We start from the raw sequence: 26,397 nt of genomic DNA, 5'->3' as shown, positions 1-26,397 counted from the left end.
AATGACTGTTGAAATCTGTCGACCACCGAGTTACGCTGCCGATGCGCATTAATTCAACGACGAATGAAAAGGTACGGCCATGACTACCGAAACCCCCGCGCGGTCCAGCCACCACGCATCGCCGGTCCACGAACCGCCTGCTGCAATACGCGCCACAGGCGTGGTCGTGGTGCTCACCGTCGTCATCGCGATCGTCGCATTGGCCTTCGCGCTGCCCGCAGCCCGAACCGCTCCGCACCACGTGCCGATAGGCGCGGCGGGGCCGCAGGCGGCGAGCGGACAAGTCGCCACCACCATGGAGCAGCAGGCACCTGGTGCGTTCTCGTTCACCTACTACCCGAGCGCGGATGCGTTGCGCGACGCGATCCGCGCCCGCGACGTCTACGGCGGCATCGCACTCGGGCCCGACGGTCCCACGCTGATGATCGCGACCGGCGGCAGTCCGATGATCGCCCAGATGCTGACCCAGATCGGCAACGGCATCGCGCAGAAGACCGGTGCGCAGTTGCGCGTCGAGGATCTGGCGCCACCGACAACCGACGACCCGCGCGGCGTCGGGCTGGCCGCATCGGCGCTACCCATCACGCTCGCCGGACTCCTGCCCGCGATCGCCTTGATGTTCGCGCTCAAGCGTGAGGTATGGACCCGGTTCACCGCCGCCGTGGTCTTCGCGGGCGTGGCCGGCCTGTCGATCGCCTCACTGTTGCGCTGGGTCCTGGGGTCGATCGACGCGAACTTCTGGGGAGTCACCGGTGCGCTGACGCTGGGAATCCTGGCCATGGGGTTGACGCTGCTGGGATTGGGATCGGTGTTCGGTCGCGTCGGCCTGGCGCTGGGCGCGGTGTTGGCGCTTCTCGTGGGCAATCCGCTGTCCGGCCTGAACAGCGCCCCGCAACTGCTGCCGAGCGGCTGGGGGCAGTTCGGGCAGTTCCTCCCACAGGGCGCCCACGCCACCCTGCTGCGGTCGGCGGCGTTCTTCGACGGCGCGGGCGCCACGCTGCCGGTCATCGTGTTGGCCTGCTGGACCGTCTTCGGCGTGGCGTTGATCGTGCTGGCGGCGCTTCGCCAGCGAAGGGCGCCGCGAACCTGACATACACTCGGGCCGCGTGGGACTCGACGACCGTGACGCGCTGCGCACGCTGCGCGACGCGGTCGATCCCGCGCTCGGCTCCGAGCTGATCCGCAACTTCTACACGCACTGGTTCGCGATCGACATGGCGGTGCGCGACCTGTTCCCGCCGGACATGGACGAACAACGGCAGCGGTTCGGGCACGCGATGACGTGGGTTCTCGGCGAGCTCGCCGACCAACGGGCACAGGAGCCGGTGGCATTCCTCGCCCAGCTGGGCCGTGACCACCGCAAATACGGTGTCACACAACGGCATTACGACAGCATGCAGACCGCGCTGTACGCCAGCTTCCGCCATCACCTCGCGGCCAGCTGGAACGACCAGCTGGCCGAGGCGACGCACGACGCGGTCGCGTTGATGATCGGGGTGATGCGCGGCGCCGCCGACGCCGAGGAGGGCCCGCCATACTGCGACGGCACGGTCATCGAGCACATGCGCGTCACCCGCGACGTCTCCGTCGTGCGGCTGCAACTGGACCAGCCGCTGTTCTACCACGCTGGCCAGTACGTGACGGTTCAGGTTCCGCAGTGGCCGCGCCGGTGGCGGTACCTGAGCCCGTCGATCCCGACCGAACCCGGCGGCATCGAGTTCCACATCCGCTCGGTGCCCGGAGGCATGGTGAGCACCGCGATCGTCGCCGAGACGACACCCGGTGACAGGTGGCGGCTGTCCAATCCGCACGGTGGGCTGCACGTGGACCGCGACGGCGGCGACGTGTTGATGGTGGCAGGCAGCACGGGTCTGGCGCCGCTGCGGGCGCTGATCATGGATCTCACCCGCTACGGCGTCAATCCGCGGGTGCACCTGTTCTTCGGCGGACGGTATCCCTGCGACCTCTACGACCTGCGCACGCTGTGGGAGATCGCCTCACAGAACCCGTGGCTCTCGGTCACCCCCGTCTCGGAGTTCAACACCGACCCGCCATGGGCCGCGGACTATCCCGATGTGCAACCGCCCCGCGGCCTGCACGTGCGACAGACCGGCATGCTGGCCGACGTGGTCACCCGCTACGGCAACTGGGGTGACCGGCAGATCCTGATCTGCGGCAGCCCTGCCATGGTGACGGCCACCAAGGCCGCCTTGATCGCCAAAGGAGCACCCGCCGAACGGATTCAGCACGACCCCCTGGCCTCCTGAAACGTCGCGCGGCGGCCGCCGTAACCGTACACTCCGATCAAGATCAACGGTCGGGAGTCCAGATGGCGACGATGCGAGCCGCACGCATGCACGGGTACAAGCAGCCACTGCGCTTGGAGGAGATCCCCATACCCGACATCGAGCCGAACCAGGTGTTGATCAAGGTCGGCGGGGCAGGCATGTGCCGCACCGACTTTCAGCTCATCGACGGTTACTTCAGCCTGCCGATGCCGCTTCCGGTGACGCCCGGCCACGAGGTCGCGGGCACCGTCGACCGGATCGGTGCCGACGTGCCGACTTCCGCGGGCCTGTCGGAGGGTACTCGCGCGGTGGTCTTCGGTCCCCTCGGCGACGGGTCATGCCGCCAGTGCCACCGCGGCAACGAACAGATCTGCAACCAGGGCCACTGGGTCGGCTTCGGTCCGCACGGCGGGTACGCCGAATACGTTCCGGTGGCGTACCAACAGGTGATACCCGTCGGAGCCGACCTGTCGCCGCTCTCGCTGGCGCCGCTCACCGATGCGGGTCTGACCCCGTACCGCGGCCTGAAGAAGCTGCGCGCGGCAGGGGTGCTCGGGCCGGGAACGACGTTGGCGGTGATGGGAGTCGGCGGCCTCGGCGCCTACGCCGTCCAGTACGCCAAGCTGCTCGGTGCGGGTGCGACGGTGGTCGCCTTCGCCCGCAGCGACGAAAAGCTGGCGCTGGCAACCGAAAACGGCGCTGACCACACGATCAACACCAGGGGTAGGACCGACGACCAGGTGCGTGACGCGCTCGAGCAGGCCACCGGCAGGCGCGAGTTCGACGCGGTCATCGAGTGTGTCGGCGCCGAGGACAGCATCCGGTTGGCGTTCGCGCTGTTGGCCACGGAGGGTGCGGTCGCATCGGTCGGCCTGGTGGGCAACCGCGTCGACATCCCGCTGTTTCCGATCGTCGGCAGGGAGTACACGTTCTTCGGCTCGTTCTGGGGCAACTACACCGACCTCACCGAGGTCGTCGCGCTCGCCGAGGCCGGCAAGATCAAGGACAGCGTGACGCAGGTCCGCTTCGAAGACGTCAACGACCACATCGACGCGCTGGGCCGCGGTGATTTCGTCGGCCGCGCGGTGATCGTCTACGACTGAGCAGAGGGTGTCTGGATTGTGCGTCTGACGACGGTTTCGACGCCTCCAGCGTCGCCAGATTCACGAACCGGTCAGGTGCTCGTGCGACGATCGTCTTGTGGTTGACTTCGATGCCGTCACGCTCAGCGATCCGTCTTCGGACCTGACCGCGACGTTCGTCCCCGCCGCAGGCATGGTGGGCACGTCGTTGGCCGAGTCCGGTGACGAGTTCCTCGGTCAGCGCCGCGGTCTGACCGCCTATGTGAACAACGGCAAGACGATGGGCATCCCGATCCTGTACCCGTGGGCGAACCGGTTGAGCGCCAACACCTATGAGGTCGACGGGTCCGTCGTCACCCTGACGCCGGGTGCAGGCGGCGTCCGGACCGATGAGCACGGCGCCCCGATCCACGGCGTGCTCGCCGCCTATCCCGGATGGGAGGTCAGCGACCGCACCGACAACAGCCTGACCGCCGTCCTCGACTACGGCGCCGACCCACAACTGCTCGCGGCGTTTCCCTTCCCCCACGTGCTCACCCAGCACGTGATGCTCGACGACCGCAAGCTCACCATCGAGACCACGGTGACGCCCACCTCGTCGGTGTCCGTACCGCTGTGCTTCGGCTATCACCCGTACGTGAAGATCCCCGGTGTGCCGCGCGAGGAGTGGACGCTGAGCACCCCGGCGATGCGCCATCTGCCGGTGGATGACAAGGGCATACCCACCGGCACTGACGAGCCGTGGCCGGGTGGTGAGCAGACCCTGATGGTCACCGCCTACGACGACGGTTTCGACCAGGTGCCCCAACGGGCGGTGTTCACCCTCGCCGGAGGTGCGCGCCGCATCGACGTGACGTTCGAAACCGGTTATCCCGCAGCGCAACTCTTCGCGCCGCCCAATGACGACCTGATCGGCATCGAACCGATGGCGGCTCCGACGGACGCGCTACGCAGAGGCGGATACCGAAAAGCGGCCCCCGGCAAGCCGGAGACCGCTCGGTTCTCGATCAGGATTCGTTGACGGAAGCTCTACTCCGCCTGGCGTCGCCGCCGGCCGGCTCCGGGCTGCCAGACCACGACCGCGGTGCTCTTGGGCATCACGGCGAGGTCGCGGCGCGGAGAGCCACGTAGCGCCTCGACTTCCTCGGTCAGCTCTCGCACCCGTGCCTGCAGCGCCTCGACCTGGTTGGTCAGCTCGATGATGCGCTTGATGCCCGCGAGGTTGACACCCTCGTCCTGGCTCAGCCGTTGCACCTCGCGGAGCAACTCGACGTCGTGCTGTGAGTAGCGCCTGCCGCCACCGGAGGTGCGTTGCGGACGCACCAGCCCGAGCCGGTCATACGTGCGCAGCGTCTGGGCATGCATGCCGGCCAGCTCGGCGGCCACGGAGATCAGGAACGTACGGGCCTCGTCATTGGACCGCTTCGCAGCCATTACGCACCTGCCCATCCGGCCCGCGGATCGAAGCCGCTGGCCCGCTCCGCCTTCGCATAGGCCTCCAACGCCTCGGCCGCCTCGCCCTCCAGGTTCGGCGGCACCGCCACCTTCACCGTCACCAGCAGATCGCCGTGTCCGCCAGAGCGTTTCGGCACACCACGGCCGCGCACGCGCAAGATGCGTCCGTCGGAGGTGCCCTTGGGCACTCGCACGCCGACCTTGCCTTCCAGTGTCGGCACCGAAAGCGTTGTGCCCAACGCCAATTCATGGAAGCTGACGGGTACGGTAACGGTCAGGTCGTCGCCGTCACGGCCGAACACCTTGTCGGGCCTGACGTGAACGGTGACGTACAGGTCGCCCGACGGTGCGCCGCGCAGGCCCGCTTCGCCCTGGCCGGCCAACCGAATCCGTTGACCGTCCTCCACACCCGGCGGAATCCGCACGTTGATCGTGCGGGTGCGGGTGGTCACGCCGGTGCCCTTACAGTCCTGACAGGGGTGCTCGATGATCGACCCGCTGCCGCGACACTCGGTGCACGGCTCGGAGAATCCGAACGCACCCTGGTTGCGGTTGATCACCCCGGACCCGTTGCAGTTCGGGCAGACCTTCGGACTCGTACCGGGGCGGGCGCCGCTGCCATGACAGTTCGTGCACGGCGCGGGACTGGTGAGCCGCAACGGCATCGCCACACCCTTGGTGGCTTCCAGGAACGACAGCTCCGCCTCGGTCTCGAGGTCGTTGCCTCGACGCGGCCTGCTGGGTCGCGACTGCTGTGCGCCGCGGCCGAAGAGCCCACCGAACAGGTCGCCGATGTTCGCGCCGCCGGTCTGGCCGGCCGCATCGAACAGGTCGTTCAGGTTGAACTCGACACCGTCGCCGCCGCCGAACCCGCCGTAGCCCCCACCGCCGCCGAAGCGGCCGCGGCCGAACCCGCCGTTGGCGAACAGCCGCCGGGTCTCGTCGTACTCCTTGCGCTTGGCCGGATCGGTGAGCACCTCCTTGGCCTCGGAGACGGCCTTGTACCGCTCCTCGGCGGCCGAGTTGCCCGGGTTGCGGTCGGGGTGGTTCTCCGCGAGCAACTTTCGGGCTGCCCGCTTGATGTCCTGATCGCTGGCGTCAGAGGAGACGCCGAGCTCGGAGTAGAAGTCCTTCTCGACCCATTCACGCTGAGCCATACCGCGTCACCTCCTTCCGCTTCTGTAGGTTTATCGCAGTCTCACTTAGATTTTGCTGGTTGCCGACGAATCTCGTGGGATTCATCGTCGCCGAACGAGTCGAAGGTGGCGCGGGATTCGCCGCTCTCGGCGGTTCCGCGCCACCTCCTCGTCATTCGGCTTCGGCTTCCGGCGCACCGTCACCCGAGGCGGTGCCGCTGTCGTGGCCGGCGTCCTCGGGGACCGTGTCCACCACCCCGACCAGGGCGTGGCGCACGACTTGGTCGCCCACCTTGTACCCGCGTCGCATCACGGTGCCGAGGACGGGGTGAGTGCCCTCACCCTCGTGCTGGACGGCCTCGTGAAGTTCGGGATCGAAGTCGTCGCCCTCGTCGCCGAATCCCGAAAGACCCAGCCCCTCAAGCGTGTTGACCAACTTGTCGGCCATCGCCTTGAACGGACCGCTCTCGAGGTCACCGTGACTTCGCGCGCGGTCGAGGTCATCGAGGATCGGCAACAGCTCCGAGATGACCGAAGCCTTCGCCCGGTCCGCGGCCACCTGCTGATCGCGCAACGCCCGCTTGCGGTAGTTCGTGAAATCGGCTTGGACCCGCTGCAGATCGGCGAGCAGTTCGGAGGCCTTGTCGGCCTCCTCCCCTGCCGCCGTCGCAGTGGGCTCGTCCGACGCCGAGTCCGGCGCCGGATCCGAACCTGCTTCTCTCACTTCACCGGTGACGGGATCGATGCGCCGTTTGTCGGTGACGGTCACCGGCTCGTGCGGATCGTTTCCTGTCACTTGTTCTCCTTGTCAGATTCATCGTCGACGACCTCGGCGTCCACGACGTTGTCGTCCGCCGGACCGGCGTCCGCACCGCCGCTCGCCGCCTGCTCGGCCTGGGTGGCCTCGTAGATGGCCTGGCCGAGGGCCTGCGACTCGACGCCGAGCTTCTCCATGGCGGACTTGATCTCACCGATGTCGGTGCCTTCCAGCGCCTTCTTGGCATCGGCGATCGCCGCGTCCACCTTGGTCAGCGTGTCCTCGGGGACCTTCGAGCCACCTTCGGCACCGCGCTGCTCGGAGACGAACTTCTCGGTCTGGTAGACCAGCGACTCCGCCTGGTTGCGGACGTCGGCCTCCTCGCGACGCTTGCGGTCCTCCTCGGCGTGCGCCTCGGCGTCCTTGACCATCCGGTCGATCTCCTCCTTGGACAGGCCGGAGCCTTCCTGGATGCGGATCGTGTTCTCCTTGCCGGTGCCCTTGTCCTTCGCGGTCACGTGCACGATGCCGTTGGCGTCGATGTCGAAGGTGACCTCGATCTGGGGCACACCGCGCGGAGCCGGCGGGATACCGGTCAGCTCGAAGCTGCCGAGCAGCTTGTTGTGCGCGGCGATCTCACGCTCACCCTGATAGACCTGGATCTGCACCGACGGCTGGTTGTCGTCGGCCGTGGTGAAGGTCTCGCTCCGCTTGGTCGGGATGGTGGTGTTGCGCTCGATCAGCTTGGTCATCACGCCACCCTTGGTCTCGATACCCAGGGACAGCGGGGTGACGTCGAGCAGCAGAACGTCCTTCACCTCACCCTTGAGCACACCGGCCTGCAGGGCGGCGCCGACCGCGACGACCTCGTCGGGGTTGACACCCTTGTTGGGTTCCTTGCCGCCGGTCATCTCCTTGACCAGATCCGACACCGCGGGCATGCGGGTCGAGCCGCCGACCAGCACCACGTGGTCGATGTCGGACACCGAGATACCGGCGTCCTTGACCACCTGCTGGAACGGCTGACGCGTCCGGTCGAGCAGATCCTGGGTGATGCGCTGGAACTCGGCGCGAGTCAGCTGTTCGTCGAGGAACAGCGGGTTCTTGTCCGCGTCGACGGTGATGTAGGGCAGGTTGATCGAGGTGCTCTGGCTCGAGCTCAGCTCGATCTTGGCCTTCTCGGCGGCCTCACGCAGCCGCTGCATCGCCATCTTGTCCTTGGTCAGGTCGATGCCGGAGGTGCCCTTGAACTTGTCGACCAGCCACTCCACGATCCGGTCGTCCCAGTCGTCGCCGCCCAGGTGGTTGTCGCCACTGGTGGCGCGCACCTCGACGACGCCCTCGCCGATCTCGAGCAACGAGACGTCGAACGTGCCGCCACCGAGGTCGAACACCAGGATGGTCTGCTCACTCTGACCCTTGTCCAGGCCGTAGGCCAGCGCTGCCGCAGTGGGCTCGTTGACGATCCGCAGCACGTTCATGCCGGCGATCTGCCCGGCCTCCTTGGTGGCCTGACGTTGAGCGTCGTTGAAGTAGGCGGGCACGGTGATGACGGCGTCGGTGATGTCCTCACCGAGGTAGCTCTCCGCGTCGCGCTTCAGCTTCTGTAGCGTTCGGGCGCTGATCTCCTGCGCCGTGTACTTCTTGTCGTCAATCTCCACGGACCAGTCGGTGCCCATGTGCCGCTTGACCGAACGGATGGTCCGGTCGACGTTGGTCACCGCCTGGTTCTTGGCGGGCTGGCCTACCAGCACCTCTCCGTTACGCGCGAACGCGACGACGGACGGCGTGGTGCGGGAGCCCTCGGAGTTCGCGACGACAACGGGATCGCCACCCTCCAGTACCGCGACGACGGAGTTGGTGGTCCCGAGGTCGATTCCGACCGCACGAGCCATGTTTGTTCCTCCTGAAATAGTCCTGCTTGTTGGGGTCTGAGTGCACCGCACTCAAGACTGCGCCGACGAACTATAACCTGTCAACCCAGACTTGAGTCTGTTTCACTCAAGTATCGATAGGCTCAACGGCGCCGCCACGGCTTTTGTTCCCCGGTTCGATCCGAGGCCCGGTATGTGCGGCCGCGACATATCCGCTGCGAGCTTTCGTCACGCCGGCACAAGCGGACGCGACGTGCGGTGGCCGACTCTTATCCGGACCGCACGGCCGACCCGCTGCGCGGAGAAAGCGAGTCACCCATGTCGTCGTACATCTCGGCCGTCCTGATTTTCCTGCTCACACTCTCGCCGGTGCTGATCCCGGCGGCGATCACCGCAGGCCACGCTCTCGGCACGGCACGGAAGCACCTCCCGAACCCGGCCGCCTGAGCGATGCCAGCACGGCCGAGGCGCCGCGCCGGTACCTGGCTGGCCGCGCATTCGGCCCAGCGCCTGCTTCCGCTCGTTCCTATCCCGCGCAGTTTCCGGTTCACCTCGCGCCATATCGCCGGGCCCGGCCGCATCAACGTGCCCACCCGCCACGGCAGCGTCGGCTGCCTGATCTACCAGCCGCATCCCGCGGCGCCGTTGACCGGAGTGAGCGGTGGCCCGCCCGTCACCCTGCACCTGCACGGCGGCGCGTTCATCGTGCGCAACCCGCGGCAAGAGGAGTACCTCGCCGAGTACATCGCGGCCGAGGTCGGCGCCGTGGTGGTACTGCCCGACTACGCCACCGCGCCCCAGGTTCAGTACCCGGTGGCCGAGCAACAGTGCTATGACATCGCACGATGGTTGCGCCATGAGGGCTCCCACTACGGCTGGAACACCTCACGCATGTCGCTCTCGGGTGCCAGCGCAGGCGCCAAGCTAGCGCTTAACGTGTGCCAGCAATCACGGGTAGACGATGAGCTGGATTGGCGGGCAGCACTTCTGACGTTTCCGGTCACGGACCTCTCGCGCTTCGATCGAACGTCGGCCAAAAAGCGGCCGCGGATCTCTCCGACGATTCAACGCCTGGCCATCGAGGCCTACGTCATCGACCCGAGCGTCCGGCGCGACCCACTGGCCTCCCCGGTGTTCGACACCGCCCTCGCCGAAGCCATGCCGCCCAGCCTGGTCATGACCGGCGAACTCGACACGCTCGGCCCCGAAGGCGACGCGCTGGCCACAGAACTCGCTCGCCGAGGTGTGGCCACCACGCACCGCAGCTTCCCCGGCATCGACCACGGCTTCACGAGGAAGCAGACGGATACTGCTCGCGAAGCCATGGCCCTCATCGGCGCTCATCTCATTCGGTACCTGACGTGAGAGGCGCCGGGATGCGTGCGTTGTCGTTGCCCCACAACGGGCAAGGGACCAGTTGGCGGCTTCGCACGAGCGATCCACGACGCCACGGCCATAACGTGGTCGCCATGCCTCGATCGACCTCCCGACTCAGAACCGCAGACCTCACCGACCGGGTGGCGGTGATCACCGGCGCCGGCAGCGGCATCGGCCGCGAGCTGGCGCGGCTGTGCGCCGAACGCGGCGCCCGCCTCGCGCTGTGCGACATCGACGACGCCGGTCTGGCCCACACCGCCGATGCGGCCCGCAGCCGGGGAACACAGGTGCTGACCCGCCGTGTCGATGTGTCCGACGCCGCAGAGATGTCCGCGTTCGCCGACGCGACGTTCGACCGCTTCGACGGGGTGGACATGGTGGTCAACAACGCCGGCGTAGGACTGGTCGGCGGGTTCCTCGACACCAGCGCCAAGGACTGGCAGTGGCTGGTCGGCGTCAACCTGATGGGGGTCGTGCACGGTTGCGACGCCTTCCTGCCCACCATGATCGAGTCCAGCCGCGGCGGCCACGTCGTCAACCTCTCCTCGGCCGCCGGCCTGCTGGCCAATCCACAGCTGAGTGCCTACAGCGCAACGAAATTCGCCGTCCTCGGATTGTCGGAAGCTCTACGGATGGAGCTCAGGCCACACCGCATCGGTGTCACGGCGGTGTGCCCGGGCATCATCGACACCGCCATCACGCAGAACAGCCCGATCCGCGGCGACGGCGACCTCGACGAGCGGCGCGCACGGCTCGCGTCGACCTACCGCAAGCGCGGGTACTCACCCGAGCGCGTCGCGCACAAGACCCTGCGCGCAGTCGGCCGAGACCGCGCCGTGGCGCCGATCGCCGCCGAGGCGCACGTCATGTATGCGCTCTCGCGCTGCGCTCCGCCGCTGGCGCGGTGGGTCGCCGCCCGGACCGCCGAGATGACGAAATGACGCAGCTGGCGGGCCGACACGCCCTGGTGACCGGTGCAACGGGTGGAATCGGCCACGCGATCGCACAAGAACTGGCCGCGCGCGGCTGTTCGCTGACGGTCACGGGCCGACGCGAGCTGGAGCTCAAGCGGCTGGTCGGCGAGCTTGGACCGGTCGCTCGGGGGCTCACCGCCGACCTCACCGACCTCGATCAGGTGCGCGACCTGATGGACCGCGCGGGTCCGGTCGACGTGCTCGTCGCCAACGCAGGCGTCGGCATCCCGGAAGACCTGGCGATGCTGAGCGACGCCGAGATCGCCGATGCCATCCGCGTCAACCTTCTCGCTCCGGCGGCCCTCGCACGAGCGGCGGTGGGACCGATGAAGCGACGCGGGCGCGGCCATATCGTGTTCATCTCCTCGGGAGCGGGGCTCATCGCGACCCCGGGCAACGGCTCGGTCTACACGGCGACGAAGTGGGGCTTGCGGGGCCTCGGCCTGGCCCTGCGGCAGGAACTGCACGGAACGGGCGTCGGGGTTTCGACCGTCTTCCCCGGACCGATCCGGGACTCCGGGATGTTGGCCGACACGGGCGTCACCCTTCCGCGCGGATTCGGCACGAGCACACCGAAGGACGTCGCGCGAGCGGTAGCCCAGGCGGTGGAGCGGAATAGACCGGAGACGACGGTCGCGTCGGCCGGCGTGCGACTGCTGGTCGGATTCGGCGCTCTCGCACCGGTTTTGATAGGCGAGGTCGCTCGACTGGCCGGCGTCGGGCAGGTGCGCGAGGCGATGCTGCCTAGGTGACCAGCTCAACGAGGGCCAGTGCGGCGCGCAACTCGAGGGTGCGCTTGTCCACCGGACGCCCCAGCAGTTCCTCGGCCTGACGGATCCGATAGGCGACGGTGTTCTCGTGCACGTGTAGCCGTTTGGCGGTCCGTCCGCGGCTGCCGTTCTCCTCGAGGTAGGTCCGCAGCGTCGCGGCCAGCCGGCGGGTCGCCTCATCCGCCGCCCCCAGCTTGCCGAGTTCGCGTCGCACGAACGTCGCCGCCTGGTCGGCGTCGACGGTGGCAAGCGCACGCAGCGAGACCGAGTGGTAACGCGTGACACTGCCCGCGGGGCGCCCGGTTAGCCGGGCGACCCGTTGGGCTTCGAGCGACTCGACGTGACTGCTCCGGAAACCCGCGATGCCGCGCGCTGGTTCCCCGACCGCGATCCGTACCCCTGGCGCCGTGACGGTGCGAAAGCGCAACTCGTCGAGCACTTTCGGCGGGACCTCGCTGTGCGAGCCGATCCACGCCGCGGCCGAAAGGATGCCGAGCGGATGCACCAGTGGCTTCTGGTCACCGATCGCCGCGGCGATGTCGCGGATGGCTGACTCCAGCAGTGCTTGGGTGTTGCGGCCCTCCTCATGCGAGTCCAGCCAAGCAATCGCCGCAACGTGCACTCGGCGGACGTCGTGGCGCAACCGCCTGCTCGCCACCTCGGTGTCGATCGGCGCACCGGCCAGGATGGTGCCGATGGTCTCGGCCTGGCTCGCCGCGGCGCTGCGCAGCCATCGGTCGCGCTCTGCCGTGTAGGCCTCCTCCACCAGACACAGCGCGGCGTCCACATAGGCGAACATCCACTCCGAACTCAATTCCGTTGCCAGGATCAACTCCTCGGCGTCGCGCGCGTGGCTTTCCAGGATTGAGGTGAAGTGTTGGGCGGTCGCGGCGTGTCCGAGTCGGTAGCTGCGCATCAGGGTGGCCAACGGGATGGCGTGTTGCGCACCGTCCAGGGCATAGGCGAGCGTCGGCGATGCCAGCCGCGCCGCCTCACCGGGATCGGCACCGGCCAGCAGCACTTCGGCGAAATCTCGGATACTGGCCTCGGTACTCGCCCGGTTCACTTCGAGTGCCTCGGCGCTGGCGAGCAGTTCGGGCAGCCGCTCGCTGGTGAAATCGTTGACTGCAGCGGAGATCTCACTCGCCCGCGCCGCGAGTTCGGTGGCCGACGGACACAGCACCGACGACCACACCCGACGTCGGTCCTCACCCTGCGCACCCGCCCAGGCCAGCTCCATGCAGAGAACGGTATCGCCGCCGGCCACCGGTGATACGCAAAATCCACAACGGCCGGGCACAACGTTGGCGCGCGCAGACAAGAAAGCCGGGGCCAGCCCGGACGACCATCATCGTATGCGACAACTGACCAGCCTCGACGCCCAGTTTCTGGCCATGGAAAACGCTCGCGTGCAGGGCCACGTCAGCGTCCTCGGTGTCTACGAGTTGCACACCGCGACCGGCCTGCCACTGGATGCCGACCTCGTCCGTGACGTCATCGGCAGCCGCTTGCATCTCTTGCCCACCTTCCGCTGGCGGCTCGCAGAGGTCCCGTTCGCTCTGGACTACCCGTACTGGGTGGACGACGGCACTTTCGACATCGAGTACCACGTCCGTGAACTCGCGCTCCCGTCACCGGGTGACGCGGGCCAGCTCGCCGAGCAGGTGGCTCGAATCATCGGCCGCCAACTCGACCGGGCCCGCCCGCTATGGGAGGTGTACGTGATCCACGGCCTCGCCGACGGCGGTGTAGCGGTGCTGACGAAGATGCACCACGCCGCGGTCGATGGCGTGTCCGGCGCCGAGGTGATGAGTATCCTGCTCGACGAGACGACGGATGGCACGACGGGTCGCGCGCGCGGACCCGCGCCGGAGGTCCTCGCCGAGAGCTTCCCCTCGGAAGTGGAAATGCTGGGCCGCGGCCTGGTGGGCCTGCTGCGCCAGCCGTTTCGGGTGCTGCGCGCAGGCCCGACAGCGTTGCCGCACCTCGACGATGTGCCGACCATTCGGCACCTGCCCGGCGTGAAGGCCGTTGCGCGCAGCAGCCGGTTGGTCAAGCGCGCGTTTCGGGGTGGCGCCGGCGGCGCGACTTGGCGGGGCAGCGACATCTCCGCGCCGCGCACCCGGTTTCAGGCTCGCGTGTCACCGCACCGCCGCGTCGCCTTCGGTTCGTTGTCACTCGACGAAGTCAAAGACGTCAAGAACACGTTCGGGTGCACCGTCAACGACGTCGTCCTGGCCATCTGCACCGCGGGTCTGCGGTCCTGGCTCGGTGACCAGTCCGAGCTGCCCGACGAGCCGCTGGCCAGCTTCATCCCGATGTCGGTGCGAACCCCGGAGCAGCGCGGCACCTTCGGCAACCGGGTCTCGGTGATGTTGACCGCCCTGCCCACCGACGAGGCCGATCCGGTTGTGCGGCTAAGCCGCATCAACGACGCGATGCGCGACGCCAAAGAGCGCCACCGCGCGCTGCCCGCATCGCTGTTGCAGGACGCCAATCACTTCATCCCGCCGGCGCTGTTCGCTCAGGCGGCCAGGGCGACGTCGCGGCTGGCCGGCCTGCGCGGGCTCAATCAGCCTGCGAACGTGATGATCTCGAATGTTCCGGGCCCGTCGGCCCCGCTGTACCTCGGTGGTGCCCGCCAGCGTGCGCAGTTCCCGGTTTCGGGGGTTCTGGACGGAATCGGCATCAACATCACCGTGATGAGCTACCTGGACTCGCTCGAGTTCGGCATCGTCGTCGACCGCGAACTCGTCGACGACCCATGGCCGATCCTCGACGCTCTGCGCGCCGGCCTGGACGAGCTGCGTGACGCCGCCCATGCGGCGAATTCAACTGTGCCGCAGAGCAGGAAGGCGACCAAATGACCGCATACACGCTGCGCAGCAACAGCATGGACGATTACCAGCTCACGCTGACCGCCATCGTGGAACGGGCCGAACGGTTCCACGCCGACCAGCCGGTCGTGTCTCGCCGCCCCTCGGGGGCGATCAGCCGGACGACCCTCGGCACCTGCGTGAATCGGGCGCGGCGACTCGCCGGGGCACTTTCGGCACTTGGTGTTCGCGAGGGCGAACCGGTAGCCACACTGCTCTGGAATCAGAGCGAACACCTCGAACTGTATTTCGCGGTTCCCGCCATGGGTGCGGTCATCCATACACTCAACCCGCGGCTGTTCCCCGACGAACTCGGCTTCATCGTCGGTGACGCCGAGGACAACGTGATAGTCGTCGACGAGTCGTTGTTGGAGGTGTTCGAAAGCTTCCGCGACGCGCACTTTTTCACACATGTCATCGTCGTCGCGCACACCGGTGAAGCACCGGCGGGCACGCTGGACTATGAGTCGCTGATAGCCGACGCCGAGCCTGTCGAGTGGCCCGGCCTCGACGAGTCCCGCGCGGCGGCGATGTGCTACACATCCGGCACCACCGGGCGGCCCAAGGGGGTCGTGTATTCCCACCGAGCGCTTGCGTTGCATTCGCTCGTCGCCGCGCTGCCCGACCAGCTGGCGGTGTCGGCATACGACACAATTCTTCCCGTCGTACCGATGTTTCATGCCAACGCGTGGGGCCTGCCGTACGCTGCGGCGCTGGCCGGCGCTCGCCTGGTGTTGCCGGGGCCGCGGCTGGATGCCGAAAGCGTGCTCGATCTGTGTGCCGCTGAACGAGTCACGATGACGGCGGGTGTGCCGACGGTGTGGATGGGGATGCTCGCGGCACTCGACGCCGAACCGGACAGGTGGGACCTTTCGGAGCTGGACCGGCTGATCGTCGGGGGCGCGGCCGTACCGCGGTCGATGTTCGAGGGGTTCGACCGCCACGGCTTGACTGTCGTGCAGGCGTGGGGCATGACCGAGACCGCACCGCTGGGAGCGGTCTGCCGGCTGCCGGGGCACCTCCTCGAGAGCGAGCGTGACGAGCAGTATGGCCATCGCACCCGGCAGGGTGTCGCCACCCCGTTCTTTGAGATCCGGGCGCGCGACGACAACGGAGCCCTGATCGCTTGGGACGACGCCGCCATGGGCGAGTTGGAGGTGCGCGGTCCCTGGGTGGCGTCGAGTTACCACGGCGGGCGGGGCGCCGAGAGCTTCACACCCGACGGCTGGTTCCGCACCGGGGACGTGGTGCGGATCGACCCGCACGGCTGCATCCGGATCTGCGATCGGTCGAAAGACCTCGTCAAGTCCGGCGGCGAGTGGATCTCCTCGGTGGACCTGGAGAACCAGCTCATGTCGCACGCCGCCGTCGCGCAGGCCGCCGTGATCGCGGTGCCCGATGACCGCTGGGGCGAGCGCCCGCTGGCCGTCGTGGCGCTCCGCGACGGCGGGCGGGCGTCGGCCGATGAACTGCGCGACCATCTGGCCCAGGAGTTCGCCAAGTGGCAACTGCCCGACCGGTTCGAGTTCATGGAAGCGATCCCCTGCACCGCCACCGGCAAGTTCAAGAAATCCATCCTTCGAAACCTGTTCGCCACAACCTGAAAGGACCCACCATGAGCAGATTCGACATCACCCAGACCAACCGGGCCGTGGAACGCTTGATCGAGACCACGGACAACCCCCGTCATCTCTACCTGCTGCACGCCTACAACCGGCACCGCTACCTGGAGATGGCCGGCCGGTACGAGGAGATCTTCGCCCCGGACATGACGGTCGAGAAACCCGTGTACCACTTCAGTATGCTCGGCAAGAGTGTGACCGTCGAGGGCACGGATGCCGTCAAGACGCTCTACCGGCAATGGCGAGATACGGCGCAGTGCGTTTTCTATGCCGACGACGAGAAGCTGGCGATCAGCGACGACATGATCGTGTCGACGTCGTTCATCTATCAACAGACCCCCGGTGCCATCTTGGCGGCCGAGGGGGTGCCCGCCGATCCTGAGGCCACTTACTTGGTCAAGACCGCCGAGCACATGATCTGGCCCTACGCCGACGGACTACTCGTCGGTGAGGACGTGTGGGAGTACGACGAGACCGCACGCGAGTTCATCGTGCTCGACCCGGCCGACGTGCTCACCATCGATCAATCCGCTGCGCTACTCGATCCGTTGATCAAGCCGCTGCCGGAACACAATCCGTTCCTGCGGTGACCACGGCCCCCAGTGTCTAGGGTGATGAGCTGGAACCAGGGAAGGACAACGATGCCCGAACGCGCTGCCACCGAGATGGTCGCTCCGAAGCTGCCGTGGGGTGAGACACTACCGTTTCCTCCCACCCGGTCGGCGAGCGTCGCCGGGCGCACGCTGAAGGAGTCGACGTACGCCCAGCGAGTGGTCCCGTGGCGGCTGCACGACGACGCACCCAACATCGTGATCGTGCTCATCGACGACGCCGGCCCCGGCCTGCCGAGCACCTTCGGCGGCGAAGTGCGCACCGGCACCATGGATCGGGTCTGTTCGGAAGGTGTGTCCTACAACAGGTTCCATACCACTGCGATGTGCTCACCGACCCGCGCGTCGCTACTGACCGGACGCAACCACCATGAGATCGGCAACGGCCAGATCGCCGAACTGGCCAACGACTGGGACGGTTACGCCGGCAAGATCCCGCGCTCCAGCGCGACGGTGGCTGAGGTGCTCAAGCAGTATGGTTATGCCACAGCCGCGTTTGGCAAATGGCACAACACCCCCGCCGAGGAGACCACTGCCGCCGGGCCGTTCGAGAACTGGCCGACGGGTCTGGGTTTCGAGTACTTCTACGGGTTCCTCGCGGGAGAGGCCTCGCAGTACGAGCCGCATCTGGTCCGCAATACCACCGTCGTCGCCCCACCGCGGACCCCTGAAGAGGGGTATCACCTGTCGGAGGACCTGGCCGACGACGCGATCTCGTGGTTGCGTCGGCACAAGGCGTTCAGGGCTGAAAGACCCTTCTTCATGTACTGGGCCAGCGGCTGCCTGCACGGCCCGCACCACATCATGAAGGAGTGGGCCGACAAGTACGCGGGTCGGTTCGACGACGGTTGGGATTCCTACCGGCAGCGGGTGTTCGACCGGGCCAAGGAGAAGGGCTGGCTTCCTCCTGACTGCAAGCTCACCGAGCGCGACGACTCGCTGGCCTCCTGGGACAGCATCCCCGAGGACGAGAAGCCGTTCCAGCGCCGCCTCATGGAGGTCGCGGCCGGTTACGCCGAGCACGTCGACGTCCAGGTCGGCCGTATCGCCGACGAACTGGACGCGCTGGGGTACGGCGACAACACGCTGTTCCTCTACATCTGGGGCGACAACGGTTCGTCGGGTGAAGGGCAGAACGGAACGATCGCCGAACTGTTGGCGCAGAACGGGATTCCGACAACAGTCCGCCAGCACATCGACGCGCTCGACGAGCTCGGCGGTCTCGACATGCTCGGCTCGCCTCTGGTCGACAACCAGTACCACGCCGCGTGGGCGTGGGCAGGCAGCACGCCGTACAAGGGGATGAAACTGCTGGCCTCTCATCTCGGTGGAACCCGCAACCCGATGGCGGTCAAGTGGCCCGCCAAGATCGCCGCGGATTCCACACCACGTGATGTGTTCCTGCACTGCAACGACATCGTTCCCACCATCTACGACATCGTCGGCATCACTGCGCCGCGAGTGGTCAACGGTGAACCGCAGATCCCGCTCGCCGGAGCGAGTTTCGCGCACAACCTGGCCAACCGCCAGGCCCCCGGCGGGAAGAAGACCCAGTACTTCGAGATCATGGGCAGCCGTGCGATCTACCACGACGGGTGGCTGGCGTGTGCCCGCGGCCCGCGTCTGCCGTGGGTGCCGGGCCAGCCCGAGGGCATCGACACCTGGACGCCCGACGCCGACGCCTGGGAGCTGTATCACCTCGACGAGGATTGGTCTCAGGCCGACGATCTCGCGCACGAGGCAACCGAGAAGCTGACCCAGATGCGCGAGATGTTCGCCATCGAGGCGGCGCGCAATTCGGTGCTCCCGGTCGGCGGCGGATTGTGGGTGCCGGTCTATCACCCCGAGTTGCGGATCGCTCCGCCGTACCGGGAGTGGGAGTTCTCCGGAGACATGGTGCGCATGCCGGAGTTCTGTGCGCCGGCGCTGGGCAATAAGGACAACGTCGTAACCATCGATGCCGAAGTTCCCGCCGACGCAAACGGCGTGCTGTACGCGCTCGGAGCCGCCGCCGGAGGGCTGACCTGCTATCTCGAGGACGGGTACTTGTGCTACGAGTACAACCTGTTCATCCTGCAGCGCACCAAGATCCGGTCCGGTGCGAGAATCCCGCCGGGGCGCACCACCATCTCGGTTCAAACCCGCTACGCCGAACAGCGACCCGCCGGACCACTGGATATCACTCTGGTCGTCGGTGGGGAAACCGTTGCGACAGGACAGGTTCCAGTGAGCGCTCCGCTGTTGTTCACCGCCAACGACTGCCTCGACATCGGCACCTGCCTCGGTTCACCGGTTTCGCTGGACTACCGCGAGCGCGCCCCGTTCCCGTTCGAGGGGCGTATCGACCGCGTCCATGTCGTCTACACCTGAGATTCGACGGATCGGTCGCACGGCGGTCTGTGTACCGCAGGTCAGCTATCACCTGCCCCCATGGACTCGGCGGCGGCGATGTGGCCGCTGAACCCCGCCCGCTCAGCTGATGAGCGGTATCGGCGCACCCAGCTTCGGTAGGTCTCGGCCTCACCTACCGCCTTGGCCCGCAGAACCCTGCGGGCTTCGGGTGAAGTCTCGCTCCGGGTACTTCGCACATCAACGAGGCCACGCTCATGCCACGTTTCCGATACCTGTTCCAGGAGCGACATCGCCCGCTGCACGGCGTAGCGTCGCGAGGGATGTGTCAGTACTGCGGATGCCGCGACATGCCCTTGATCCGGGACTACATCGCCGAGCACGCCCACGTCCTCAACCTGGGCGGCGAGGCCGTCCGGGGCATCGACCGCGGCGACCTCGACACAGCGCGACAGCTTCTGGCGCAGATGGCCGAGGAGCTGAGCACCCACTGGCGCGGCGAGGAGAACGGCCTGTTCAAGGCCCTCATGCGCGAGGAGTTGTTCGCCGAGCACATCGAGCCCCTCATTCGCGAGCACCGTGAACTCGCCGACCTCCTGGCCTCCGTGGACCTGGCTCGCGAGGCCGATCAGCAGGCCATCCGCGACGCCGTCGAGGACCTCTGGGAGCACACCCGCAAGGAAGAGGACGGGATCTTCCCGGCGTCGATCACCGAATTGGACGGCGACGACTGGAATGCCGCGATCGCGGCGTGGCACGAGGCCCATCCGGGCCGGGAGATGGTCAAGTGGGGCGTGTGACGGTCGCCCGTCCCTAAGGTGGAGGAATGACCGCCGCACAACGGGAACGCGCCGCCCTCGTCGAGACCATGCGCGAGGTCGGACCCAACGCCCCCACCCTGTGTGGGGACTGGACCACCCGGGACCTCGCCGCGCACCTGGTGGTGCGCGAGCGCAGGCTCGACGCCACCCCTGGAATCATGCTCCCGGCATTGGCCGGATACACCGACAAAGTGCAACAGCAGACCGCGCAGACCGACTGGGAGGAACTGCTCGACAAGATCGCCTCCGGCCCGCCGCTGTACTCGCCGTTCAAACTGCTCGACCCGGTGGCCAACATGGGCGAGATGTACATCCATCACGAAGACGTCCGGCGCGCGCAATCCGGTTGGGAGCCAAGGCCTTTGGATGACAGCACGGTCAACGCCCTGACGCGTTCGCTGCCGCTGATGGCGAAGATGACGCTGGCAAAGGCGCCTGCGCGGATGACGCTGAAGACACCGCAGGGCAAGGTGCTGGCCACGGTCGGAAAGGGTCAACCACTGACCATCGTCGGCGAAGCGCAGGAACTGCTGCTGTTCATCTCCGGTCGCGACGAAGTGCGCGTGGACTTCGACGGCGACCCGGCGACCGTCGAGGCGGTGCGCGGAAACCGTCGCGGCCTGTGATCCGTCGGGCGTATCTAAGCTGGCGTCCGTGAGCGCATCGGTGGATTTCCGGGTTTTCGTCGAACCGCAGCAGGGCGGGTCGTACGCCGACCAGCTCGCCGTCGCGCGAGCCGCCGAAGATCTGGGCTTCTCGGCGTTCTTCCGGTCCGATCACTACCTGGCCATGAGCGGTGAGGGCCTGCCGGGCCCGACCGACTCCTGGGTCACGCTGGCGGGTATCGCGCGCGAGACCTCCACGATCCGGCTGGGAACGATGGTGACCTCCGCGACCTTCCGATATCCGGGCCCTTTGGCGATATCGGTCGCCCAGGTCGACGAGATGAGCGGGGGCCGAGTCGAATTCGGCCTCGGCGCGGGCTGGTTCGAGGCCGAACACCAGGCGTACGCGATCCCGTTCCCGTCGCTCGGCGAACGATTCGACCGGCTCACCGAACAGCTGCAGATCATCACCGGTCTGTGGACGACGCCGCAGGGTGAGACGTTCGACTACTCCGGCCGGCACTACACCGTCGTCGACTCTCCCGGCCTGCCCAAACCCGCGCAGGCACCGCACCCGCCGGTGATCATCGGCGGCCAGGGCGCCAAGCGGACGCCGGCGCTCGCGGCGAAATTCGCCACCGAGTTCAACGTCCCGTTCGTTGGACTGGACACGGTCAAGACCCAGTTCGAGCGCGTCGCGGCGGCCGTGTCCGATGCCGGGCGTTCCGCCGATTCGATGACGTACTCCGCGGCGTTCGTGCTGTGCGCCGGCCGCGACGACGGCGAGATCGCCCGAAGGGCGGCCGCGATCGGCCGCGAGGTCGACGAGTTGCGGAGCAACTCCCCGACGGTCGGCACGGCCACCGAGATCGCCGACAAGCTGGGACCCTTCCTCCAGGCCGGCGTGCAACGCGTTTACCTGCAGGTTCTCGACATGTCGGATCTCGCCCACCTGGAGTTCGTCGCCCGCGAGGTGCTTCCGCAGTTTCGCTGAGCGGGCGCACGCGGGCCCGCGGCCCTACGATCAGTGGCCGTGCCCGGCGGCAACAGCAACGACCACGACCGCGGTGGGGATCCGCCCCAGCAGCCCTGGTACAACCGCACGCCGGAAGTCGTCGGCGCGAGCCTGCTCGGCCTGGTCGCGATCGGGCTCCTGGTGTTGGCGGTCTCCTTCGTTGCCGGCCGGTCCAGCGAGCCGCCCCAGGCGCCGCTGAACTACGTGGAGCCGACGTTCACCCCGACCGAGACCCAGGCGGCCACCACCGGGACCACCGGAACGGTCACCAGCACCAGCCCTCCGGAGACGACGGAGATCAACGACCCGCCGCCCTCGGAAACGACGACTTCCGGCAGCCAGACGACCTCGAGCAGTGAGACGACGACAAGCAGCGAGCGGCCGCCCACCAGCGAGGCCGACGAGGACGAGGACCGGACCACGACCCGCACGACGCGCCGACCCCGGACGAATGTGACGCGCACGCTCTATCCGTATCCCTGAGCGCCTACTATCGGTGGCCGTGGCGCGATACGGACCTCCCGACCCGAACCATCCGGACAACGAACCGACGGCGTACATCAATTACGGCGACGGCGGCCCCGGCGTGCCGCCCGAGGAGCCGGTGCCCTGGTACCGCAAGCCCGCTGCGCTGGTCGCGTTCGGCGCGATCGGTGCCCTGCTCGTCGCCCTGATCGTGTGGGGCCTGGCCAGCCTGATCAGCGGCAACGACTCCACTACCGAACCCACGTCGCTGACGCCGCTGACGACGACGACGCGGACCACCGCGCCCGCCACCACGACGGTGTCTCCCCAGACCGTGACCGAGACCATCACCGCACCACCTGTGGCGCCCACCACCACGGAACCGACCACCACAACGACCACCACGACGACCACTCCGCCGCCGACGACGAGCATCAGCACCGAAACCAGTACCGAAACGGTGACCGAGACGGTGACGGCGACGCCGAGCCCCTAGGCCCGGTGCTGGGCGGCGTAACCGGCCACCAACGCCTCTGCGCTGCGGACCGCCGCCCGGCACGCCCTGGTGGTGAACGGGTCGTTCAACGGATGCTCTGCACGCCTGCGCCAGCGCTGTGCGGCCGCGAACGCCGCGCGCGGTCCGTCGTAGGGGTTGTCCGGCTGCAGGCCGAGCCTGCTCGCCGCGTCGGTACCCGAACCGCCGATGATCCGTCGCAGCGAGGCCATCTCGTCGTCGTTCAACGTCGTTGGCCGCGAACGTAACTGGCTCAGTAACCGGAGCTCTTCGAATGCGTGCGTGTCCGCGAGCAGCGGGTCGATGTCGGCCAGTATGTAGGGCGTCGCATAGATCGGGTTGGCCTGGACGAACTGCCGTAGCGACAGCAACGCGGTGTGCGCCTTGAGCAGATCCGACCGCTGCCCGAACTGCTGATCGATGACCTCCCGCAACGCCACCAGTCCGCTGCGCTCCAACAATTCGTCGGCCAGCGCCACCGAATCGCTGACACCGGCGCGCAGCACCGCGATCGAAATGCGGATCCCGAACATGCCGAACCGGTCCAGCAGTGCGGCCCGCGTCGCCGCATCCACCGGCAACTGGCTGTCGTCGCGGACGAAGCGGTCGACCGACAGCATCGCCTTGGTCAGCTCGGCGGCGTCCACCGCCGCCAACTTCTCCAGCGCGACGAACTCGCTCTGCCGCAGCGTCCGTGCCGTCAACGCCAGCAGGCCGGACACCGGAACCACTGCCTGACACGTCCCGGTCCGCTCCATCTCGGCGGTGAACCGCGTCGCGACGTCCTTGGCCGACAGCATCGCATCGATGCGCCCTGCCCCGATCTCGTCGGCGCGAGAGGCCACGCCGATCACGCCCAACGCGCCCGCGGAACCGCCGACCAGCTCGCCGATCTGCTTGAGCAGCGCGATATCGGCGGCGTTCAGCGTCCGCAACAGGAAGACCACCGCATCGACCCTTGGCACCCCGTCCGCGGGTACGAGCAGGCGCAGGGTGCGCTCCGAGACGTCGCGAGACAGCGACGACGTACCCGGAGTGTCGATGATCGTGGTGTCGATCAGCTCGGCGGCCGGCCACTCCACATCGAGGTCGACGATGTCCTCGGGGTCGAGCGTGGCGAAGTCGAACGTCAGCCCGCCCTCGTTGGGATCGCGCCCGATCGGCACGTTGGATCGCCTGCCGCCGCGATGATTCGCGGTCACCTTCGGAGTGGGACCGTGCCGGAACCACGTCACGATGCGGGTGGCCTCGGTGGCGTCGGTCGGCGCAATGTCCTCGCCCACAAGCGCATTCACCAACGTGGACTTGCCCGCCTTGAGCGTGCCGGCCAGCGCGATCCGGATCGGCTGGTTGAGCCGACCGCCGATGCGCTCGAGCTCGTTGTGCACATCGGGGCGATGAGCGTAAGCAGGATCGGCCTGGTACGCCTGGATGGTTCCACCCAGGATCGCGCGTACCTGGTCGCTCGTGCTCATCTCGCGCTGCCCACCAATGCTCCTGCCTGCTCTCCGGCGTTCGGCGATGGCCAAGAGTCCAGCTTAGGCACCGCCGCGGCTACGTGGTCTTGACGGGTTCAGGCGCGGATTCGGGTGGCATCAGTTTGGCGGCGTGATCGGTGACCTGATTGAGGATGTTCAGCTGGCGCTCGAGTTCCTTGATCCGGCCGCTGCGTTCGGCCTCTTGCACCTGCGCGGCAGCGATGGTCGCCTGCAGCGACTCGTTGAGTGATCGAGAGGTCTGGTTGGCGATGCCGCGGTAGTGGTCACGCAGCTGCCGCTGGATCGCCTTGAGCCGATCGCGCGATTCCTTGCCGACCGCGAACTGCGTGTCGTCAAGGAAGCGGCGGGTGTTGGTCTTGGCTTCGTTGCGGACCCGCAGCATCCGGTTCTCCATGTTCTCGCGGTACGCCGTGCGCCCCATCAGCAGACCCGCCCCCAGCGAGATCGGGTTGAACATGCCCAGACCCGCGAACGACGTCATCATGCCGAACATCAAAACGCCGCCGTACGAGCCCTGCATCCCCATGGTCAGCTTGCGCCCCGCACGGACCGGCCTGGCCTCCAGCTTGCCCACAGACTTCATCTCCCCGAGGCTGGCGCCCATCCGGCTGGGGTCGAGCTGGGGCATGCTGACGGCGTCGAGGCCCGCCTCGACGAACGTGCGCGCGACGTCTGCGGCCAGCGCCTCGGCCCGTTGGTACGCCCAGACGAAGTTGTCGCCCACGGCCGTGGCGACCGCATTCTCGAGTTCGGCTCCGATTTCGGCCCAGTGATGCGTCGGGTCGCAGGTGTCGATGACCTTCTCGATGTGTTGGCCGATGATGCGGAACCGCCCGCGCAGGTCGTGGTCGACATCGGCGGTCAGATCGGCGATCCCGTCGTTGAGCACCTGCTGCCACAATGCTGTCTGCTGCAACGCATCCTGGGCCTCCTGCTTGCGCCGTTCGAGGTCCTCCTTGAGCCGATCGCGTGTGTCAGGATCGTTGAGTGCAGACAGCTCGGCCTTGACCTTGAGCGTCAAATGTTCGGCAGCCGAATAGATCTCGTTGACGACGTGGTCGCGGATCCGACCGTTCTGCAGCGCCAGCACCTGCTCACTCAGGAACTTCACGATGGCCGGGAAGTTCGACTCTTCGTTGAGTTCCTTGTCGTTGAGCGCGATCGCGTGGCTGCGCAGCAGCGAGGAGGCCGGGATCATCGGGACAGCGACACCCACGCGTTGCAGGTGCGCCTTGTTGGCCTCGACGATCTGGCGCCAGTGCGGGTAGAGATCCGTCTTGGTCGCGACTATCGTTGCGACAGGGCAGATCTCGAAGGCCTGCCGCATGAACGTCATCTCGGGTTCGGTGAACTCCTGGCTCGTGTCACTGCACATCAGCAAGGCATCGGCGTCGGGCAGCAGGCCCAGCGTCGCCGACAGATGTGGTTGACCGTGCCCGCCGACGCCTGGGGTGTCGACGAACGCGAGCCCGTTCTTGAGCAGCGGGCTGGCCGCGGTCACCTCGACCCGGATCACCTCACGCCCGTGGGCTTGCGGCGCCCGGCGCAGATCGTTTTTGATGTCGGCCATCGAGATCTCGACGGCCTCGGGTTCCTCGCCCTCGCCGCGCGCCACGATCAGCTTGGCGGCGGCGGTCTCGCCGTAGGTCACCACGGTGGGAAGCACCGTGCTCTCGTCGTCACCGACCCGCGAGACAGGAACGTTCAGAAGCGAGTTCAACAGCTGGCTCTTGCCTTGTTTGAGCTGTCCGGCGATCACCACCCGGATCTGCGGGTCGGTGATGCGGTCCTTGGCCTTGGCCAACCGCTCGACCAGGTCGGCGCGATCGTTGGCGTCGGCGATCCTGCTGGTGTGGTCGATCAGCTCGACGATGACCCTTGTTTGTTTGGCCGGCTCGCCGGCCGAAGTCTGTCTGGCCGGCTCGCCGGCCGAAGTCTGTCTGGCCGGTCGTGCGTCGTTGCCTTGCGTCATGAAGTCCTCGCGTCCGGGTGGGCCGGGTGAGTCAACGGTAGACGTGCCAACTGGCGGGGATCGTGGATTGATCCCCGCCAGTGGCGTTGTGTGGTCGGGCTCAGAACAGGCCGGTGTCGACGGTGGTGTCCACATCGACATCGGTGTTGACCTGACCGGAGTTGTCCGTCGAGTTGTCCTGTCCGGAGTTGTCGACCGAATTGTCGATCGAGTTGTCCACCGAGTTGTCCTCGATGCTCGACCCGCCCGAGATCCCACCGGACACACTGCCGTCGATATCGCCGACATTGGTCTGGTTGCCATCGACATTGGTAGTGGTCGTGTCGTTGTCGTTG

Annotated in this window: 24 protein-coding genes and 1 pseudogene; 17 read left to right on the top strand and 8 right to left on the bottom strand. The window is 67.3% G+C overall.

Annotation, left to right across the window (positions count from 1 at the left end):
- Positions 1-79 precede the first annotated feature (79 nt).
- The 4 genes from CEX87_RS21045 to CEX87_RS21030 all read left to right on the top strand — a co-directional run bounded on the left by CEX87_RS21045 (position 80) and on the right by CEX87_RS21030 (position 4,391).
- Positions 80-1,090, top strand: a complete 1,011-nt coding sequence (locus tag CEX87_RS21045) for a hypothetical protein (RefSeq protein ID WP_094288972.1) — start codon at positions 80-82, stop codon at positions 1,088-1,090.
- A 16-nt stretch (positions 1,091-1,106) separates the two neighbouring features.
- Positions 1,107-2,267 (top strand): FAD-binding oxidoreductase, encoded by a 1,161-nt coding sequence (locus CEX87_RS21040; protein WP_094288970.1) that lies wholly within the window; start codon positions 1,107-1,109, stop codon positions 2,265-2,267.
- A 62-nt stretch (positions 2,268-2,329) separates the two neighbouring features.
- On the top strand, positions 2,330-3,391 hold the full coding sequence (locus CEX87_RS21035) for an NAD(P)-dependent alcohol dehydrogenase (RefSeq protein ID WP_233151461.1): 1,062 nt from the start codon (positions 2,330-2,332) through the stop codon (positions 3,389-3,391).
- Between the two features lie 97 nt (positions 3,392-3,488).
- Positions 3,489-4,391, top strand: a complete 903-nt coding sequence (locus CEX87_RS21030) for an aldose 1-epimerase (RefSeq protein WP_233151460.1) — start codon at positions 3,489-3,491, stop codon at positions 4,389-4,391.
- Positions 4,392-4,399: 8 nt separating this feature from the next.
- On the opposite strand, the gene CEX87_RS21025 is transcribed toward CEX87_RS21030, so the two are convergent.
- From CEX87_RS21025 to dnaK, 4 genes are all read right to left on the bottom strand, one after another.
- Positions 4,400-4,804, bottom strand: a complete 405-nt coding sequence (locus tag CEX87_RS21025; protein ID WP_064415131.1) for a heat shock protein transcriptional repressor HspR — start codon at positions 4,802-4,804, stop codon at positions 4,400-4,402.
- On the bottom strand, positions 4,804-5,982 hold the full coding sequence (dnaJ, locus tag CEX87_RS21020; protein WP_094288968.1) for a molecular chaperone DnaJ: 1,179 nt from the start codon (positions 5,980-5,982) through the stop codon (positions 4,804-4,806). The genes CEX87_RS21025 and dnaJ overlap by 1 nt, the downstream gene beginning before the upstream one ends.
- 151 nt (positions 5,983-6,133) lie before the next feature.
- A complete protein-coding gene (gene grpE / locus CEX87_RS21015) occupies positions 6,134-6,757 on the bottom strand; it encodes a nucleotide exchange factor GrpE (protein ID WP_094288966.1) in 624 nt (207 codons plus the stop codon).
- Positions 6,754-8,613: a molecular chaperone DnaK gene (gene dnaK, locus CEX87_RS21010; protein WP_064399832.1), complete on the bottom strand. Its 1,860-nt coding sequence runs from the start codon at positions 8,611-8,613 to the stop codon at positions 6,754-6,756. Before dnaK ends, grpE begins: the two co-directional genes overlap by 4 nt.
- A 237-nt stretch (positions 8,614-8,850) precedes the next feature.
- Here dnaK and CEX87_RS21005 point away from each other — a divergent pair, with 237 nt between their 5' ends.
- The 4 genes from CEX87_RS21005 to CEX87_RS20990 all read left to right on the top strand — a co-directional run bounded on the left by CEX87_RS21005 (position 8,851) and on the right by CEX87_RS20990 (position 11,695).
- Positions 8,851-9,039 (top strand): hypothetical protein, encoded by a 189-nt coding sequence (locus tag CEX87_RS21005; protein WP_064399833.1) that lies wholly within the window; start codon positions 8,851-8,853, stop codon positions 9,037-9,039.
- A gap of 3 nt (positions 9,040-9,042) precedes the next feature.
- Positions 9,043-9,957, top strand: coding sequence for an alpha/beta hydrolase fold domain-containing protein (locus CEX87_RS21000; RefSeq protein ID WP_064399834.1), 915 nt, complete (start codon positions 9,043-9,045; stop codon positions 9,955-9,957).
- Between the two features lie 104 nt (positions 9,958-10,061).
- The gene (locus CEX87_RS20995; protein ID WP_064399879.1) at positions 10,062-10,910 is read left to right on the top strand and encodes an SDR family NAD(P)-dependent oxidoreductase; all 849 of its coding nucleotides are present in this window, start codon (positions 10,062-10,064) and stop codon (positions 10,908-10,910) included.
- The gene (locus tag CEX87_RS20990) at positions 10,907-11,695 is read left to right on the top strand and encodes an SDR family NAD(P)-dependent oxidoreductase (RefSeq protein WP_064399835.1); all 789 of its coding nucleotides are present in this window, start codon (positions 10,907-10,909) and stop codon (positions 11,693-11,695) included. Before CEX87_RS20995 ends, CEX87_RS20990 begins: the two co-directional genes overlap by 4 nt.
- On the opposite strand, the gene CEX87_RS20985 is transcribed toward CEX87_RS20990, so the two are convergent.
- A complete protein-coding gene (locus tag CEX87_RS20985) occupies positions 11,688-12,953 on the bottom strand; it encodes a PucR family transcriptional regulator (protein WP_064399836.1) in 1,266 nt (421 codons plus the stop codon). The genes CEX87_RS20990 and CEX87_RS20985 overlap by 8 nt on opposite strands.
- A 115-nt stretch (positions 12,954-13,068) precedes the next feature.
- On the opposite strand from CEX87_RS20985, the gene CEX87_RS20980 reads away from it, so the two are divergent.
- The 9 genes from CEX87_RS20980 (at position 13,069) to CEX87_RS20940 (ending at position 22,573) form a co-directional block, all read left to right on the top strand.
- Positions 13,069-14,580 carry a WS/DGAT/MGAT family O-acyltransferase gene (locus CEX87_RS20980; protein WP_094288964.1) on the top strand — a complete coding sequence of 504 codons (1,512 nt, stop codon included), beginning with the start codon at positions 13,069-13,071 and terminating at the stop codon, positions 14,578-14,580.
- Positions 14,577-16,193: a long-chain fatty acid--CoA ligase gene (locus CEX87_RS20975; RefSeq protein ID WP_094288962.1), complete on the top strand. Its 1,617-nt coding sequence runs from the start codon at positions 14,577-14,579 to the stop codon at positions 16,191-16,193. Before CEX87_RS20980 ends, CEX87_RS20975 begins: the two co-directional genes overlap by 4 nt.
- Before the next feature lie 11 nt (positions 16,194-16,204).
- Positions 16,205-16,801 carry a hypothetical protein gene (locus CEX87_RS20970; RefSeq protein WP_064399838.1) on the top strand — a complete coding sequence of 199 codons (597 nt, stop codon included), beginning with the start codon at positions 16,205-16,207 and terminating at the stop codon, positions 16,799-16,801.
- A gap of 51 nt (positions 16,802-16,852) precedes the next feature.
- On the top strand, positions 16,853-19,192 hold the full coding sequence (locus tag CEX87_RS20965) for an arylsulfatase (protein WP_094288960.1): 2,340 nt from the start codon (positions 16,853-16,855) through the stop codon (positions 19,190-19,192).
- A gap of 329 nt (positions 19,193-19,521) precedes the next feature.
- Positions 19,522-19,971 carry a hemerythrin domain-containing protein gene (locus tag CEX87_RS20960; protein WP_094289028.1) on the top strand — a complete coding sequence of 150 codons (450 nt, stop codon included), beginning with the start codon at positions 19,522-19,524 and terminating at the stop codon, positions 19,969-19,971.
- Positions 19,972-19,997: 26 nt separating this feature from the next.
- Positions 19,998-20,618, top strand: coding sequence for a TIGR03085 family metal-binding protein (locus CEX87_RS20955; protein ID WP_094288958.1), 621 nt, complete (start codon positions 19,998-20,000; stop codon positions 20,616-20,618).
- Positions 20,619-20,658: 40 nt separating this feature from the next.
- Positions 20,659-21,591 (top strand): LLM class F420-dependent oxidoreductase, encoded by a 933-nt coding sequence (locus CEX87_RS20950; RefSeq protein ID WP_094288956.1) that lies wholly within the window; start codon positions 20,659-20,661, stop codon positions 21,589-21,591.
- A gap of 39 nt (positions 21,592-21,630) precedes the next feature.
- Positions 21,631-22,095, top strand: coding sequence for a hypothetical protein (locus CEX87_RS20945; RefSeq protein WP_094289026.1), 465 nt, complete (start codon positions 21,631-21,633; stop codon positions 22,093-22,095).
- A gap of 19 nt (positions 22,096-22,114) precedes the next feature.
- Positions 22,115-22,573: a hypothetical protein gene (locus CEX87_RS20940; protein ID WP_094288954.1), complete on the top strand. Its 459-nt coding sequence runs from the start codon at positions 22,115-22,117 to the stop codon at positions 22,571-22,573.
- Here CEX87_RS20940 and CEX87_RS20935 read toward each other — a convergent pair.
- The 3 genes and pseudogenes from CEX87_RS20935 to CEX87_RS27255 all read right to left on the bottom strand — a co-directional run.
- A complete protein-coding gene (locus CEX87_RS20935) occupies positions 22,570-24,066 on the bottom strand; it encodes a dynamin-like GTPase family protein (protein ID WP_094288952.1) in 1,497 nt (498 codons plus the stop codon). The two genes, CEX87_RS20940 and CEX87_RS20935, sit on opposite strands and share 4 nt — an antisense overlap.
- Before the next feature lie 79 nt (positions 24,067-24,145).
- Positions 24,146-26,062, bottom strand: a complete 1,917-nt coding sequence (locus CEX87_RS20930; RefSeq protein ID WP_094288950.1) for a dynamin family protein — start codon at positions 26,060-26,062, stop codon at positions 24,146-24,148.
- A 100-nt stretch (positions 26,063-26,162) separates the two neighbouring features.
- Positions 26,163-26,397: pseudogene (locus tag CEX87_RS27255) on the bottom strand (IniB N-terminal domain-containing protein); the annotation flags it as partial.

The sequence above is a fragment of the Mycobacterium lehmannii genome, from assembly GCF_002245535.1.
Classification (GTDB): Bacteria; Actinomycetota; Actinomycetes; order Mycobacteriales; family Mycobacteriaceae; genus Mycobacterium; species Mycobacterium lehmannii.
Note: the sequence above shows the minus strand (reverse complement) of the source record. Positions and strands in the feature narration are given on the sequence as shown.